At 69.1% G+C, this 14,464-nt stretch carries 15 protein-coding genes and 1 pseudogene; 3 read left to right on the top strand and 13 right to left on the bottom strand.

Annotation, left to right across the window (positions count from 1 at the left end; translation table 11 throughout):
* Window positions 1-14: 14 nt before the first annotated feature.
* A complete protein-coding gene (locus tag SRB17_RS37970) occupies window positions 15-341 on the bottom strand; it encodes an SAV_915 family protein (RefSeq protein WP_153545665.1) in 327 nt (108 codons plus the stop codon).
* Window positions 342-658: 317 nt separating this feature from the next.
* On the opposite strand from SRB17_RS37970, the gene SRB17_RS37965 reads away from it, so the two are divergent.
* Window positions 659-1,225 carry a universal stress protein gene (locus SRB17_RS37965; protein WP_153545663.1) on the top strand — a complete coding sequence of 189 codons (567 nt, stop codon included), beginning with the start codon at window positions 659-661 and terminating at the stop codon, window positions 1,223-1,225.
* 5 nt (window positions 1,226-1,230) lie between these two features.
* On the opposite strand, the gene SRB17_RS37960 is transcribed toward SRB17_RS37965, so the two are convergent.
* The 7 genes from SRB17_RS37960 to SRB17_RS37930 all read right to left on the bottom strand — a co-directional run bounded on the left by SRB17_RS37960 (window position 1,231) and on the right by SRB17_RS37930 (window position 11,258).
* Entirely contained in the window at window positions 1,231-3,774 is a 2,544-nt protein-coding gene (locus SRB17_RS37960) for a sensor histidine kinase (RefSeq protein WP_153545661.1), read from the bottom strand.
* A 1-nt stretch (window position 3,775) separates the two neighbouring features.
* Entirely contained in the window at window positions 3,776-4,459 is a 684-nt protein-coding gene (locus SRB17_RS37955) for a response regulator (protein ID WP_153545659.1), read from the bottom strand.
* A 133-nt stretch (window positions 4,460-4,592) separates the two neighbouring features.
* Window positions 4,593-5,261, bottom strand: coding sequence for a potassium-transporting ATPase subunit C (locus SRB17_RS37950; protein ID WP_153545657.1), 669 nt, complete (start codon window positions 5,259-5,261; stop codon window positions 4,593-4,595).
* A gap of 5 nt (window positions 5,262-5,266) precedes the next feature.
* Window positions 5,267-7,369: a potassium-transporting ATPase subunit KdpB gene (gene kdpB, locus SRB17_RS37945; RefSeq protein WP_153545655.1), complete on the bottom strand. Its 2,103-nt coding sequence runs from the start codon at window positions 7,367-7,369 to the stop codon at window positions 5,267-5,269.
* A 41-nt stretch (window positions 7,370-7,410) separates the two neighbouring features.
* The gene (kdpA, locus tag SRB17_RS37940) at window positions 7,411-9,072 is read right to left on the bottom strand and encodes a potassium-transporting ATPase subunit KdpA (protein WP_153545653.1); all 1,662 of its coding nucleotides are present in this window, start codon (window positions 9,070-9,072) and stop codon (window positions 7,411-7,413) included.
* Between the two features lie 8 nt (window positions 9,073-9,080).
* The gene (kdpF, locus tag SRB17_RS37935) at window positions 9,081-9,170 is read right to left on the bottom strand and encodes a K(+)-transporting ATPase subunit F (RefSeq protein WP_009326374.1); all 90 of its coding nucleotides are present in this window, start codon (window positions 9,168-9,170) and stop codon (window positions 9,081-9,083) included.
* A gap of 246 nt (window positions 9,171-9,416) precedes the next feature.
* A complete protein-coding gene (locus SRB17_RS37930) occupies window positions 9,417-11,258 on the bottom strand; it encodes an APC family permease (RefSeq protein ID WP_153545651.1) in 1,842 nt (613 codons plus the stop codon).
* Window positions 11,259-11,534: 276 nt separating this feature from the next.
* On the opposite strand from SRB17_RS37930, the gene SRB17_RS37925 reads away from it, so the two are divergent.
* On the top strand, window positions 11,535-12,026 hold the full coding sequence (locus SRB17_RS37925) for a hypothetical protein (protein WP_323377098.1): 492 nt from the start codon (window positions 11,535-11,537) through the stop codon (window positions 12,024-12,026).
* A 16-nt stretch (window positions 12,027-12,042) separates the two neighbouring features.
* Here the strand turns inward: SRB17_RS37925 and SRB17_RS37920 are convergent, their stop codons facing one another.
* Window positions 12,043-12,210, bottom strand: coding sequence for a hypothetical protein (locus SRB17_RS37920; protein ID WP_153545649.1), 168 nt, complete (start codon window positions 12,208-12,210; stop codon window positions 12,043-12,045).
* A gap of 181 nt (window positions 12,211-12,391) precedes the next feature.
* Between SRB17_RS37920 and SRB17_RS48635 the strand changes: the two are divergent.
* Window positions 12,392-12,514, top strand: a pseudogene (locus SRB17_RS48635) (IS5/IS1182 family transposase); the annotation flags it as partial.
* 15 nt (window positions 12,515-12,529) lie between these two features.
* Here the strand turns inward: SRB17_RS48635 and SRB17_RS37915 are convergent.
* The 4 genes from SRB17_RS37915 to SRB17_RS37900 form a co-directional block, all read right to left on the bottom strand.
* Window positions 12,530-13,117: a histidine phosphatase family protein gene (locus SRB17_RS37915; protein ID WP_153545647.1), complete on the bottom strand. Its 588-nt coding sequence runs from the start codon at window positions 13,115-13,117 to the stop codon at window positions 12,530-12,532.
* A 208-nt stretch (window positions 13,118-13,325) separates the two neighbouring features.
* On the bottom strand, window positions 13,326-13,652 hold the full coding sequence (locus SRB17_RS37910; protein ID WP_323377097.1) for a DUF1048 domain-containing protein: 327 nt from the start codon (window positions 13,650-13,652) through the stop codon (window positions 13,326-13,328).
* A gap of 1 nt (window position 13,653) precedes the next feature.
* A complete protein-coding gene (locus SRB17_RS37905; protein WP_153545645.1) occupies window positions 13,654-14,010 on the bottom strand; it encodes a DUF1048 domain-containing protein in 357 nt (118 codons plus the stop codon).
* Window positions 14,007-14,333, bottom strand: a complete 327-nt coding sequence (locus tag SRB17_RS37900) for a PadR family transcriptional regulator (RefSeq protein WP_153545643.1) — start codon at window positions 14,331-14,333, stop codon at window positions 14,007-14,009. Before SRB17_RS37900 ends, SRB17_RS37905 begins: the two co-directional genes overlap by 4 nt.
* Window positions 14,334-14,464 lie beyond the last annotated feature (131 nt).

Below are 14,464 nucleotides of genomic sequence, written 5' to 3'. Positions count from 1 at the left end.
CGTGGCCTCCCCTTTCAGGCGGCGAACGCCGGTGCCGGCGCGGGCATCGGCCTTGGGGCCGGGGCGGTGAGCTGCGGGTCCACCGTGACGGTGGTGACACCGAGCGGGGCCGCCAGCGCCCGCAGTGCGGGCTCGGCGAGGCGGATCCACGCCTGGTCGGCGCCGAGGGTGGTGGTCAGGCGGAGTGCGGAAGTGAAGCCGACGGCCGTGCGGTCGCCGAGCGGGGTGCGGAAGAGCCGGGCCGCACAGCCGGAGGGGCCCGGCCGGACCGGGACGTACAGGGGTCCGGCCGGGGACGGATCGGAGGGCTCGGGGTCTTCGCCGTAGCGGAGTTCTGCCATGGGGTGCCTCCCGAAGGGCAGGGAGTGTGGGATCTGGGTGCCCCGGACGCGGGGAGGCGGGCCGGGGCACGCCCTCGACGCTATGCCCGGTGCTCCCAGGTTCCGGACGTGCCCTGACGGGATGCTGATGGTGATGGGGACGACCTTGACGGGACGCTGACGCCCTGGCGAGAGGGCGTGGAATGGGACGTCAGAAGGGTGCCAAGAACTGGCGTACGGACTGTTCGAAAGTCTCGGCAAGAGTTGAGATGGAAGCGGTTCCGAGAAGAATCACCGGCCCGGAAGCCAGGGCCGGCGCGTGCAGAACGGTGAAAGCGATGTCCGAGTCCCGTCCGTCGTCAGCAGCTCGTTTCGTGGTGGGGGTGAGCGGTTCGCCGGGCAGTCTCACCGCCTTGAGCCGGGCGGCCGACGAGGCCCGGCGCCGAGGGGCGGAGCTCTGGCCGGTGCTGGCCTGGGAGCCACCCGGCGGGGATCCTGCCGCCCGGAGGTTCCCGGATGCGGCCGTCATGGTCGAGGAGTGGGACCGGCTGGCGCGGGAGCGGTTGCTCAAGGCGCTGTGTGATGTGTTCGGCAGCACGGACACCGGGGTGCCCGGGCAGGCGCTCGTCGTACGAGGCGCCCCCGGACCGGCTCTGGTACGGACAGCCGGCCGCGAGCGCGACATCCTCGTGGTCGGCGCAGGCGGGCGTGGCCGACTGCGCCGTGCGCTCTGGCCGTCGGTCAGCCGCTACTGTCTCGCCCGCGCCACGTGCCCGGTTCTCGCGGTGCCGCCGTCACCGCTGCAGGCAGCGCTGGCAGCCGTGCACCGGCGGAACGCCTTGCGGCTGCCGCTGGACACGGGGCGCCTGCAGCGGGAGTTCGAGACTGTGCCACCCGGCGCCTGATCTCCTCAGTGGGCAGCGGTGGCCGGCAGGTCCGGCTGCTCCGGACGCCGTGCCGGGGCCGTCGGTACGGCGAGCACCATGGTGAGGCCGCCGCCGGGCGTGTCCTCGGCGTGCAGGGTGCCGCCTACGGCCTCGGCGAAGCCGCGGGCGACCGCAAGTCCGAGGCCGACGCCGACCCCGCGCGGCGAGTCGCCGTACCGCTGAAAGGGCTCGAAGATGCGGTCCTTGGCCTCGTCCGGAACACCGGGCCCGCGGTCGACGACCCGCAGTTCGACCCGGTCGGCCAGGGCGCTCGCGGACACCAGCACCCGCTCCCCCGGCGGACTGTATTTGACGGCGTTCTCGACGACGTTGGCGACGGCCCGCTCCAGCAGACCCCGGTCGACCCACACCATGGGCAGGGTCTCGGGGATGTCCAGATCCACGCTGTCCTCCGGCACCCCGCCCAGCGCCATCGGCACGACCTCGTCGAGGTCGCTCTCGCGGATGATGGGGGTGACGGTGCCGGTCTGCAGGCGGGACATGTCCAGCAGGTTGCCGACCAGGTGGTCGAGCCGGTCGGCGCCCTCCTCGATGGCCTGCAACAGCTCCGCCCGGTCCTGTTCGGACCACTCGACGTCGTCCGACCTGAGCGAGGTCACCGCGGCCTTGATGCCTGCGAGCGGGGTGCGCAGGTCGTGGCTGACGGCGGCCAGCAGAGCGGTGCGGATGCGGTTGCCCTCGGCCAGTTCCTTGGCACGATCGGCTTCGCGCTGCAGCCGCTGGCGGTCCAGGACGACGGCGGCCTGCGCGGCGAACGCGGCCAGCACGCGGCGGTCGGCGGCGGGCAGGACGCGGCCGCGCAGGGAGAGGGCCATGTGGTCGCCGACCGGTACGTCGACGTCCGCGTCCTCCGGAACCTCGGCCGGCTGCGGTCCCACACTGCCGGCGCAGGTCCAGGGTTCCGTCTCACCGGTCCGCTCCAGCAAGGCCACCGACTCCATGCCGAAGGTCTCCCGGACCCGCTCCAGCAGCGCCTCCAGGGTGGTCTCACCGCGCAGGACGTTGCCTGCGAGGAAGGAGAGGATCTCGGACTCGGCGCGCAGCCGGGCGGCTTGATGGGTACGGCGGGCGGCGAGGTCCACGACCGAGGCCACGGACACCGCGACCCCGATGAAGATCGCGATAGCGACGATGTTCTTCGGGTCGGCGATCGTCAGGGTGTGGACGGGCGGGGTGAAGTACCAGTTGAGCAGCAGGGAGCCGACCACCGCGGAGGCCAGCGCGGGGAAGAGGCCGCCCAGCAGAGCCGCTGCCACCGTCAGGGTCAGGAACAGCAGCATGTCGTTGGCGAGGCCGACGTCCGGCACGGCACTGGTGAGGAGCCAGGTGAGCACGGCGGGGCCGAGCACGCCGACGGCCCAGCCCCAGATGACCCGGGACCGTCCGAGGCGGGCACCGCGCGCCACCGGCAGTCCGCGGCCCTTGCCCGCCTCGTCGTGCGTGATGAGGTGCACATCGAGGTCCGGACCGGACTCCACGGCCACCGTGGCGCCGACCCCGGGCCCGAAGACGTACTGCCAGCTGCGACGGCGCGAGACGCCCAGCACGATCTGGGTGGCGTTGACGCCGCGGGCGAAGTCGAGCAGGGCGGCCGCTATGTCGTCGCCGACCACGTGGTGGAAGGTGCCACCGAGGTCCTCGACCAACGTGCGCTGTACGGCCAGTTCCTTCGGGGAGGCCGCAGTGAGGCCGTCGCTGCGGGATATGTAGACGGCCAGCACCTCGCCACCCGCGCCCTTCTCCGCCAGGCGCGCGGCGCGCCGGATCAGGGTGCGCCCCTCGGGACCGCCGGTCAGCCCGACCACGATCCGCTCACGGGAGCCCCAGATCTTGGAGACACGGTGCTCGCTGCGGTACTCGTTCAGATACTCGTCGACCCGGTCCGCCACCCACAGCAGCGCCAGCTCGCGCAGGGCGGTCAGGTTGCCGGGCCGGAAGTAGTTGGACAGGGCCGCGTCGACCTTGTCCGGTTTGTAGACGTTCCCGTGCGCCATACGGCGGCGAAGGGCCTCGGGTGACATGTCGACCAGCTCTATCTGGTCGGCCCGTCGTACGACCTCGTCGGGGACGGTCTCGCGCTGCCGCACCCCGGTGATCGACTCGACCACGTCGCCGAGTGACTCCAGGTGCTGGATGTTGACGGTGGAGATCACGTCGATCCCCGCGACGAGCAGTTCCTCGACGTCCTGCCACCGCTTGGCGTTGCGCGAGCCGGGGACGTTCGAGTGGGCTAGTTCGTCCACCAGGGCGACGGCCGGAGCACGCCACAGGACGGCGTCGACGTCCATCTCGCCGAACGTGGCGCCCCGGTACTCCAGCTGTCTGCGCGGCACCTGCTCCAGGCCGTGCAGCATCACCTCGGTACGCGGCCGATGATGGTGTTCGACGAAGGCGACCACGCAGTCGGTGCCCCGCTCGATACGTCGGTGTGCCTCCGACAGCATCGCGTAGGTCTTGCCGACGCCGGGTGCCGCGCCGAGGTAGATCCGGAGCTTGCCGCGTGCCATGTCATCCTTCGAAGCGATAGCCCATGCCGGGCTCGGTGATCAGATAGCGGGGGTGGGAGGGGTCCGTCTCCAGCTTCCTGCGCAACTGCGCCATGTAGACCCGCAGGTAGTTGGACTTGTTGCTCTGCGAGACGCCCCAGACCTCCTGGAGCAGCTGCCTCTGTGTGATCAGCCGACCGGGATTGGTCACCAGTATCTCCAGCAGATGCCACTCGGTCGGGGTCAGCCGTACGTCCCGCCCGTCCCGTACGGCCTTCTTGGCCAGCAGGTCCAGGGTGAAGTGCTCCGTCTCGACCAGCGCCGCCGAGGGGACCAGCGGTGTGTCCTCCGTGCGGCGGACGGCGGCCCGCAGCCGGGCCAGCAACTCGTCCATGCTGAACGGCTTGGTGACGTAGTCGTCTGCCCCGGCGTCGAGCGCGGCCACCTTCTCGTCGGACGCCTGGCGGGCGGACAGGACCAGGATCGGCACGCGGCTCCAGCCCCTCAGGCCCTTGATGATGTCGACGCCGTCCATGTCGGGCAGGCCGAGGTCCAGCAGCACCACATCGGGCTGACGGGCCGCGGCGAGCCGGAGCGCCGTGGCGCCGTCGGGGGCGGCGTCCACGCCGTAGTGACGTGCCTGCAGGTTGATGACGAGGGCCCGTACGAGCTGCGGGTCGTCCTCCACCACGAGCACCCGGGTCATGGGTGTGTGCCCTTCCTCTCGTACGTCGGGCCGAAGGGCGCCGGACGCGAGACAACCGACGTCATGGCCGCAGGAGTTGGCGGACCAAGGATGCCTCCCGGCCGCCAACTCCCGCGTGTATCGCGTAATCCCATCAGTGCTTCGCCACAAGGTCCTTGAGCGCGATGTTGAGCTCCAGGACGTTCACCCGGGGCTCGCCCATGAAGCCCAGGGTGCGGCCTTCGGTGTGGTCCTTGACCAGCCTCTCCACCTGTGCGAGCGGCAGGTTGTTCTTCGCGGCTACGCGGTGGACCTGGAGTTCGGCGTAGGCCGGGGAGATGTCCGGGTCCAGGCCGGAGCCGGAGGAGGTCACCGCGTCCGCGGGTACCTCCGACGACTTGACCGTGTAGCTGGGAACGGAGTTGTCCTTGACGACGGCGGCCTTGGCGTCCTGCACCTGCTTGATCAGCACCTTGCTGTCGGCGGACAGGTTGGTGGCACCGGACAGGATCAGCTTGTACTGCGTGTTGACGCTGTTGGTGCCGAGGCCGTTCGCCGGGCGGCCCTGGAACCACTTCAGGTCCGCGTCCGGCGTCTGCTGGCCCTTCATCAGCGGCAGGTTGTACGACTGCCCGATCAGGGACGAGCCGACGACCTTGCCGTCCGCCTTGGCCTCGGAGCCGTTCGCCTTGTTGGAGAACAGCCCCTGGGCGATGCCGGTCACGACCAGCGGGTAGATGACGCCCGTCACCAGGGTCAGCACGAGCAGGGCGCGCAGGCCCGCCCCGAGCAACCGGGCGGTGTTCGTTACGGAGTTGTTCATGGCGATCAGCCGATTCCGGGAATGAGGGAGATGAGCAGGTCGATGATCTTGATGCCGATGAAGGGCGCGATCAGGCCGCCGATGCCGTAGATCCCGAGGTTGCGGCGCAGCATCTTGTCGGCGCTCATCGGCCGGTAGCGCACGCCCTTCAGGGACAGCGGAACCAGCGCGATGATGATCAGCGCGTTGAAGACGACCGCGGACAGGATCGCCGAGTTGGGCGAGGACAGGTGCATGATGTTCAGCTTGTCCAGGCCCGGGTAGACCGCCGCGAACAGCGCCGGGATGATCGCGAAGTACTTCGCGACGTCGTTGGCGATGGAGAACGTCGTCAACGCACCCCGGGTGATCAGCAACTGCTTGCCGATCTCCACGATCTCGATCAGCTTGGTCGGGTTGGAGTCGAGGTCGACCATGTTGCCGGCCTCCTTGGCGGCCGACGTACCGGTGTTCATCGCCACGCCGACGTCCGCCTGCGCGAGGGCCGGGGCGTCGTTCGTGCCGTCACCGGTCATCGCGACCAGCTTGCCGCCCCCCTGCTCCCGTTTGATGAGGGCCATCTTGTCCTCGGGAGTCGCCTCCGCGAGGAAGTCGTCGACGCCCGCCTCCTCGGCGATCGCCTTCGCGGTCAGCGGGTTGTCACCCGTGATCATGACCGTCTTGATGCCCATGCGACGCAGCTCCTCGAACCGCTCCCGCATGCCCTCCTTGACGACGTCCTTGAGGTGGATGACACCCAGGACGCGGGCGCCCTGCTCGTCGTTCACGGCGACCAGCAGCGGAGTGCCGCCGGCCTCGGAGATGCGGTTGGCTGTCGCATCCGCATCCTTGGCGACCGTGCCGCCCTGCTCCCCGACCCAGGCGATCACCGATGCGGTCGCACCCTTGCGGATCTTCCGGCCGTCGACATCCACACCCGACATACGGGTCTGGGCGGTGAACTCGATCCACTCGGCGCCGACCAGCTCGCCCTGGTGCCGCTCGCGCAGCCCGTACTTCTCCTTGGCCAGGACGACGATCGAGCGGCCCTCGGGCGTCTCGTCGGCCAGCGACGACAGCTGGGCCGCGTCGGCCACCTCCGCCTCGGTGACGCCCTTGACCGGCACGAACTCGGCGGCCTGCCGGTTGCCCAGGGTGATGGTGCCGGTCTTGTCCAGCAGCAGCGTGGAGACGTCACCGGCGGCCTCGACCGCACGCCCCGACATGGCCAGCACATTGCGCTGCACCAGCCGGTCCATGCCCGCGATGCCGATCGCGGACAGCAGCGCGCCGATCGTAGTCGGGATCAGACAGACCAGCAGAGCCACCAGCACGACCATGGTCAGATGCGTGCCCGCGTAGTCGGCGAACGGCGGAAGCGTGGCCACCGCCAGCAGGAAGACGATGGTCAGCGAGGCCAGCAGGATGTTCAGCGCGATCTCGTTGGGCGTCTTCTGCCGGGCGGCGCCCTCGACCAGGTTGATCATCCGGTCGATGAAGGTCTCGCCGGGCTTCGTCGTGATCTTGATGACGATCCGGTCGGACAGCACCTTCGTACCGCCCGTAACGGCGCAACGGTCGCCGCCGGACTCACGGATCACCGGAGCGGACTCACCCGTGATCGCAGACTCGTCGACCGAGGCGACACCCTCAACGACGTCACCGTCACCCGGGATGACGTCGCCGGCCTCGCAGACCACCAGGTCGCCGATCGTCAGGGCGGTGCCGGGCACCTGCTCCTCGGAGCCGTCCTTCAGGAGCCGGCGGGCCACTGTGTCGGTCTTGGCCTTGCGCAGGGTGTCCGCCTGCGCCTTGCCCCGGCCCTCCGCGACGGCCTCCGCAAGGTTGGCGAAGATCACCGTCAGCCACAGCCAGACACTGATCGTCCAGCCGAACCAGTCACTCGCGTGCTGGAAGGAGAACACCGTGGTCAGGACCGAGCCGATCCACACCACGAACATCACGGGCGACTTGACCATCACCCGCGGGTCCAGCTTGCGGAACGCGTCCGGCAGCGACTTGACCAGTGCCTTGGGGTCGAACAGGCCTGCTCCGACACGGCCCTCGGCAGGCTTGTGCCCGGTGGGGACGTCGCTGTGCGGCGCTCTGGTGGGAGTGGCTGTGGACATGGAGTCCTCTGGCTTCTCTGTCTTCTCTATACGGGTGGTCATCACGCCAGCCCTTCCGCGAGCGGGCCCAGCGCGAGGGCCGGGAAGTAGGTCAGACCGGTGATGATCAGGATCGCGCCGACCAGCAGGCCGGTGAACAGCGGCTTCTCGGTGCGCAGGGTGCCGGCCGTGACCGGCACCGGCGTCTGCTCGGCGAGCGAGCCGGCCAGCGCCAGCACGAACACCATCGGCAGGAAGCGGCCCAGCAGCATCGCGAGCCCGGTCATGGTGTTGTACCAGTCCGTGTTCGCGTTCAGACCGGCGAAGGCGGAGCCGTTGTTGTTCGACGCCGACGTGAACGCGTACAGCACCTCGGAGAAGCCGTGCGCCCCGGAGTTCAGCATCGAGTGCGGAGGCGTCGGCAGGGCCATGGAAGCCGCCGTGAACACCAGCACCAGCGCGGGCGTGACAAGGATGTAGCAGGCGGCGAGCTTCATCTCGCGGCCGCCGATCTTCTTGCCCAGGTACTCGGGCGTACGGCCGACCATCAGACCGGCGATGAACACCGCGATCACGGCCATGATCAGCATGCCGTAGAGACCGGAGCCGGTGCCGCCGGGCGCGATCTCGCCCAGCATCATGCCCAGCATCGCGATCCCGCCGCCGAGCCCGGTGAAGGAGGAGTGGAAGGAGTCCACCGCACCGGTCGAGGTCAGCGTGGTCGAGGTCGCGAAGATCGACGACGAACCGACGCCGAAGCGCGTCTCCTTGCCCTCCATCGCACCGCCCGCCACCTGGAGCGCGGCGCCGTGGTGGGCGAACTCGGTCCACATCATCAGGACGGTGAAGCCCAGCCAGATGGTGACCATCGTGGCGAGGATCGCGTACCCCTGCTTCACGTTGCCGACCATCACGCCGAAGGTGCGGGTCAGCGAGAAAGGGATCACCAGGATCAGGAAGATCTCGAAGAGGTTGGTGAACGGGGTCGGGTTCTCGAAGGGGTGGGCCGAGTTGGCGTTGAAGTAACCGCCGCCGTTCGTCCCGAACTCCTTGATCGCCTCCTGAGAGGCGACCGCACCGCCGTTCCACTGCTGCGAGCCGCCCATGAACTGACCGACCTCGTGGATGCCGGAGAAGTTCTGGATCGCCCCACATGCCACGAGGATGATCGCCGCGATTGCGGCGCCCGGCACCAGGATGCGCAGCGTGCCGCGCACCAAGTCCGACCAGAAGTTGCCCAGTTCACCGGTACGCGAGCGCGCGAAACCGCGTACGAGCGCCACGGCGACGGCGATCCCGACGGCGGCGGAGACGAAGTTCTGCACGGCGAGACCGGCGGTCTGTACGACGTGACCCATGGTCTGCTCGCCGTAGTACGACTGCCAGTTCGTGTTGGTCACGAACGACACGGCCGTGTTGAACGACTGCGCCGGGTTCACCGACGAGAAGCCCATCGAGCCGGGCAGCACGCCCTGCAGCCGCTGCAGCAGGTACAGGAAGAGCACGCTGACGGCGGAGAAGGCCAGCAGACCGCGCAGATACGCGGGCCAGGTCATCTCGGCGTCGGGATTGGCACCGATGGCCCGGTAGATCCACTTCTCCACCCGCAGGTGCTTCTTCGAGGAGTAGACCTTGGCCATGTAGGTGCCGAGCGGGATGTAGGCGAGCGCCAGTGCGCCTATGAGGGCGAGCAGCTGGAGGAAGCCTGCGACGTCTGGACTCATGTCTGTGCTCAGAACCTCTCCGGGAAGATCAGGGCGAGGACGAGATAGCCCAGCAGGGCGACGGCCACGACCAGGCCGACGACGTTCTCGGCGGTCACAGCTTCGTCACCCCCTTGGCGACGAGGGCCACCAGCGCGAAACCCGCGAGCACGGTGACGACGAAGGCCAGATCGGCCATCGCGAACTCCTGAAGAGGTTCGGGGGTGGAACAGGACTGTTAGAGGAAACCGCCTCCCTGGCCGGATCTGGACACTCGTTGACGGCCCTCTTACGGCCTCGCCCACGGCTTTGACGGGACTCTTACGGCCGCCGATCCCTACCGACCAGTAACAGAGTGTTTCTCTTCAGAGCAGCCGGAAGCGGAGCCGGCAGATCACCGCGTCCGTCTCCCGCCGCACGGCGTGCGCGACGAGCGCGCCCCGCTGGTTCTGCAGCAGCCGCTGCCACAGCCGCTCCGGCTCGACCTCCGGGATCAGCACCGTGATTCGCGTGGCCGGCTCGGCTGCGGCCACCTCACGGACGTACGCGGCGATCGGGCGGCCCAGACTGCGCCGCGCGCAGGACAGCCGCACCAGGGGCACGCCCGGGTCCCACTCGGTCCAGGCTCGCTCCAGGGCGTGCAGCTGTGTGCGGTCCTCCGGGTCCGGGTAGCCGACGGTGACGGCACGGACCTCGTCGCCGAGGGAGGCAGCCGCGGTCAGGGCCTCGGAGGTGAGCCGGGACAGCGAGGACACCGGCACGATCACCAGGGAGCGGTCGCGGTGCGGCGGCTCGGGGATGCGGCCCAGGCCGAGTCGCTCGGCGATGCGGTCGTAGGCGCGGTGGACGGCGACGAAGGCGGCGATCAGCAGCGGCAGCGCCACCACGATCAACCAGGCACCCTCCGCGAACTTGCTCGCGCTGACAACGACCGCTGAGACACCGGTGAGCAGCGCACCGAAGCCGTTGAGCAGCACCTTCCCGCGCCAGCCGCGACCGCGCTCGAGCCGCCAGTGCCGGACCATCCCCACCTGGGCGATCGTGAAGCCGACGAAGACACCGATCGCGAACATCGGCACCAAGGTGTTGGTGTCACCGCCGGAGAAGACCAGCAGCGCGGCCGAAACGACGGCAAGCGCCAGCACACCGTGCCGGTGCACCTGACGGTCGGCCTTCAACGCGAACACGTGCGGCAGATAGTTGTCGCGTGCCAGCAGCTTCAGCAGCACCGGCAGCCCACCGAAGGACGTGTTCGCCGACAGCGCCAGAAGGATCATCGTCGCGAACTGGATGACGTAGAAAGCCCAGTTGTGGCCCAGCGAGGCATCCGCGAGCTGAGCGAGAACCGTGACGCCCGCCACCGGCTGGAGGTGGAAGCGCCCGATCAGCACCGCCAGACCGATCAGCATCACACCGAGTACGGCACCGAGCGCGACCTCCGCACGCTGAGCCCGCTGCACGCGCGGGACGCGGAAGGAGGGTACGGCGTTGGCGATAGCCTCGACGCCGGTCAGGGCGGAGCACCCGGAGGCGAATGCTTTCAGCAGGAGCAGCGCGCCGACACTGGTCGCGTTGTCCGCGACGACCGACGCGTGCCCGGCAGCCGTCGCCGTACTGACCGGCTCGGAGCGGAACAGACCAACGCCGATCAGCACGAAGATAGCGCCCACGAAGACGGCCGTCGGCACGATGAACGCCTTCGCCGACTCCACGATCCCCCGCAGGTTCACCCCCGTGATCAGCGCGAGCACCGCCAGGCACAGCCACATCCGGTCGCCGTACAGCGCGGGGAACGCGGACGTCAGCGCGGCCACGCCCGCCGTGACCGCCACGGCGACGTTGAGGACGTAGTCCAGGATCAGCGAGGCCGCCGCCACCAGGCTGGTCCGCGGCCCCAGATGCGCCTTCGCTACCGCGTAGGAGCCCCCGCCGTCCGGGAAGGCCGCAATCACCTGCCGGTACGACGCCACCAGCACCGCCAGCAGGCCGGCGATGACCAGCGTCACCGGCAGCGTGAAGCCGAGGCCGCGCGCGCCCACGCCGGCCAGCACCAGCACGATCGCCTCCGGGCCATAAGCCACCGACGCCATCGCGTCCAGGGACAGCGCCGCGAGCCCCGTGACGGCGGTCAGCCGTTGGCGTTCGCCGGCATCAGGCGGTTCCTCGCCGGCGGGGACGGCATCCGGCTCGGTGCTCAGGACGGTCATGGGGGCATGCTCCTTCGTCAAGTGCCGCACAGCGGGATCGCCATGTGCGCGGTGCACTCAGGCTCTGACCGTTTCCGACGGTGTTCGGCCGTTCCTTGCGGGATCTTCGCGCTCATGCGACCGACCTTGACGGCACCTTGACGGGCATGTGCCATCAGAGCCCCATCAAAATGCGTGGATCCGGCCCGTCGGGTCTCTACCGTCACCGGTATGGGACGCCGCGAGAGAGCGCGCAGGTCACCGGTCGGCGCTCGCGCAGAATCATCCACGGGCGCGGTGTACGACCGCCGTTGGGCGTGGGACGTGAGGGATGCCGCCCGGTGCGCGGGCGTGCTGCTCACCCTGCTCCTGCTCGTCGACTGGGGCTCGGGCCGGTTCACGTTCTGGCGTGGCCTGTTGTGGCTCGCGCTGGCTCTGCTGCTGTTCGTCGTGCTGTTTCCCGCCCGTGTCTCGGCCGGTGAGGACTGGCTGGCCGCACGGTGGCTGCTGCGCGAGCGCCGGGTCCGCACCGATGTGCTGGTGTCCGTGCGCTGCCTGGACGGTGTCTCCCAACGGCTCGTGCTGCGTGACGCCTTCGGCGCGCGCGTCGTGATCGATCCCGTCGTCCTGGTGAACAACGCGGACCTGTGGCACCGCTTCGAGGCGGGTGCCCGGAAGGCTGCGGCCGACGGTCTACTGCTGTGCGGACAGACCGCGCTGCGCCGACTCTCGACCCGCATGGACCGCGAGACCGCGCTGGCCGTGTTCAAGGCATCCGGACTGGAGTGATGCTTCCGGTGCCTCCTCAGTCCCGTCGGCCCGAGGGATGCGGCTGCACGCCCGTCATCAGGATGTCCAGCCCCCGCCGCGTGGTCGCCAGCACCACCCGGTCGCCGGCCCGCAGCGCCCGGCCCTGCGCTGGACGCCAGTCGAAGCCGGAGCCGTCGAGGCGAGGCCCGGTGAGGGTGTCCAAGGAGGACGGGGCCGCCGAAGGACCGGGGGCTCCGACCGCGATTACCTGCTCACTCGTTCTCCCGTAACGCCTTGTGCACCGCGCGCCGCTCCAGCTCCGGGTGACCGGCCACGTCCGCGCAGGTGAACAGCAGTGAGCCCCGCTCCACCGGCAGGCACCTCGCCACGCGGCCGACCCAACCTCCTGGCTCGCCGGATGCCGCAGGCTCCACCGCCGCTACGCACGCAAGGCCGAGCACTTCCTTGCCTTCGTTGGCCTCGCCGCGGCGCTCATCTACTTCCGGCGACTCTCGAGTCAGCTGTGAGTCAGCGGGCTTGCGCTACGGGACGTTCCAGGCGGAAATGAACGGCTGCCCGTCCTCGGTGGCCAGGAAGCTGAGGGTGCCCGGATGCGGGTGTCCGAGCAGTCGGCTCGCGGACGCGTCGAGGTCGAGCCAGCGCACGGTGAGCACGCGGGCGAGGTGGCCGTGTGCGACGACGGCGACATCGCCATCGCTCAGCAGCGGACGGATGCGGTTCAGCACCGCGTCCGTGCGCGCGGCCACCTGCTGGAGCTGCTCGCCGGGATGATCGGCGTCGCCGGGAATGACGCCGTCCCGCCACAGGTCCCAGCCCGGCCGCGACTCGCGGATCTGCTCGGCAGTCAGGCCCTCGTAGCCGCCGTAGTCCCATTCCAACAGGTCGGGATCGGGCTTGGCGCTGGTCAGGCCGGCCAGCTCGGCTGTTCGCATGGCGCGGCTCAGCGGGCTGCTGAACACAGCGACCAGATGGCGGCGCGCCAGCCTCGGTGCCAGAGCCCTTGCCGCCGCCTCACCCGCGTCGGTCAGCCGCACGTCGGTCCGGCCGGCATGTTGGCCCGACAGGCTCCACTCGGTCTGGCCGTGCCTGATCACTATCAGCTCACCCATAGCCGCGCACGCTATCTGATCTTGTTGCACCCCGAGGCACATTGAGGAAGTTTCATCGTCATTCGTGCAGGTCACGGGGCCTGGCACGATGCGTGGTTGGGGGCTCGCGCAGGTCGGGGAGAGCCCGGGTCTGCCGACGCGCTGGCAAGCTACTCAGCTCGCCAGGCGTCATGCGAGCTTACGCCTACTGGCTGAATGACGACGGGTGTTACTTCTCGTCCGTGCCGGGATTCCCGCTGATGGACTCCTGATAGACATCCGCGTAGGTGCGCGAGTCCTTGACCAGGTCATCGCAGAAGGCGGCGACGTCGTTGCCGATGAGTTCCAAGACTCCCTTGCCGGCCGCGACGCCCTCCTCGAAGAACTCGACGATCCCGGGGAGCAGGCGCCCGTCAGGCAGGTCGATCGGTCCGACCTTGAACAGGTACCTCTGCATCTCCTTGTAGACGATCTGGTTGTCCGGCGGGAGCGCCTTGACCCGAGCCATGTGCGCCCGCCACTGCTTCTTGCCCTCGATGATGTCCTGGATGCCCACGTCAGCCTCCCAGCCGGCTCAATTTCCTGGCGACGTTCCTGTTCAACTGCTCGCGCCACCGGTCGCGATAGGTCCGGGCCCCCTCTCCGCCGGCCAGCGCCGTACAAAAGCCCGGGATGTCGTCACCGAGCACCTCGTGGATGCTCTGCCCGTCCGCCGCTGTTTCTTCGAGCAGCCCCAGGGCGGCGTCGAGGATCGGCATCAGGTTGCGGCCGGTGAAGCCCGCGTAGGGGAAGAGATGGCCCTTGATCTGTTCCCACGCCGCCCGGTAGTCGTCCGGCAGAACCTCGGCCCGGGCTTCGAACGCCTTCCATTCCCTGGTGAGATCGCTGCCTGTGATGGTCTCCCAGAAGTTCATCTCCCGCCCTCCTTGAGCCTGTCGATGCGTGATGAGACGTACTGCCATTTCGCCCAGAACGCCGCGAGTTCCTCGCGTCCGGCGTCGTTGAGTGCGTAGAACTTGCGCGGCGGGCCCACCTCGGATGGTCGTTTCGTGACCTGGACGAGTCCTTTCCTCTCCAGTCGCAGCAGGATGGTGTACACCGTCCCCTCGATGACATCGGCGAAGCCGAGTTCGTTCAGCCGGCGCGTGATGGCGTACCCGTAGGTCTCCTCGCTGCCGATGATTTCGAGCACGCAGCCTTCGAGCGTGCCCTTCAGCATCTCCGTCAGGTCGTCCATCGCGGCTGATCGGAAAATCGATGTGCGGGAGGGCAGGCGGCAGCATCCGGGCCGCTTGCGGACCGGATGGCGTGAGACGGGAGGGTCAGGCTGATGCTGGGCTGAGCGCGACTTGGTGGCCGAGGGCCTGG

Source organism: Streptomyces sp. RB17, from assembly GCF_009604455.1.
In the GTDB taxonomy this organism is placed as follows: domain Bacteria; phylum Actinomycetota; class Actinomycetes; order Streptomycetales; family Streptomycetaceae; genus Streptomyces.
Note: the sequence above shows the minus strand (reverse complement) of the source record. Positions and strands in the feature narration are given on the sequence as shown.